The following is a 624-nucleotide window of genomic DNA, read 5'->3' as shown; positions in this document are numbered from 1 at the left end:
TACAAGAAGTGGGATAAGAAGTGCTATAATCACCTTACCACCAAATGCTATGCGTGAATATGAGAGACCAAAAGAAAAAGTATATATAGAGGCGTATGAAGCAGGTGTAGAAGATTCTAACAAGGCAAGTCGCATAATGGCTAGCAGGGTTAGAGAAGGCGAAACATTAGCACAAAAATATGCACAAGGTTTAGCCCTATACAATAAAGCTATTAAAAGTTTAGAATTTGCCTATAAGCAAGGAGGTGATTACAAGGCTGGGATAAAATTAGCTGAAATATATATAGGTGAAGATACGACTTATAATTACCAATCTGCTATTATACAAAATATTGGTAAAGATGATTTTAAAGAATGGGGACCAATAGCTAAACCTATCATAAAAGAACATTCAAAAAAAGCTATTGATATATTGCTAGAATTAATAGAAAAATACAATCTCCCTGATGCGTATTATGGTATGTATTATTATCATTATATAAAAAAGAAAGAAGATGAATATTTTAATTTTATGTTTGATGATATAGCCATCATCAAAACACCAGAATATTGGTTTGATTTAGCCCTAAAAAACGGAAGCTATGATGCAATAAAATCCTATACCAATAGTCTAAGCAGAGAATT

At 31.6% G+C, this 624-nt stretch carries 1 pseudogene; it reads left to right on the top strand.

The window, feature by feature from the left end:
- A pseudogene (locus CQA53_RS12935) lies at positions 1-624 on the top strand (hypothetical protein); the annotation flags it as partial.

It is taken from the genome of Helicobacter didelphidarum (genome assembly GCF_003364195.1).
Lineage (GTDB): Bacteria > Campylobacterota > Campylobacteria > Campylobacterales > Helicobacteraceae > Helicobacter_A > Helicobacter_A didelphidarum.
This window is presented reverse-complemented; position numbering and strand designations above follow the sequence as displayed.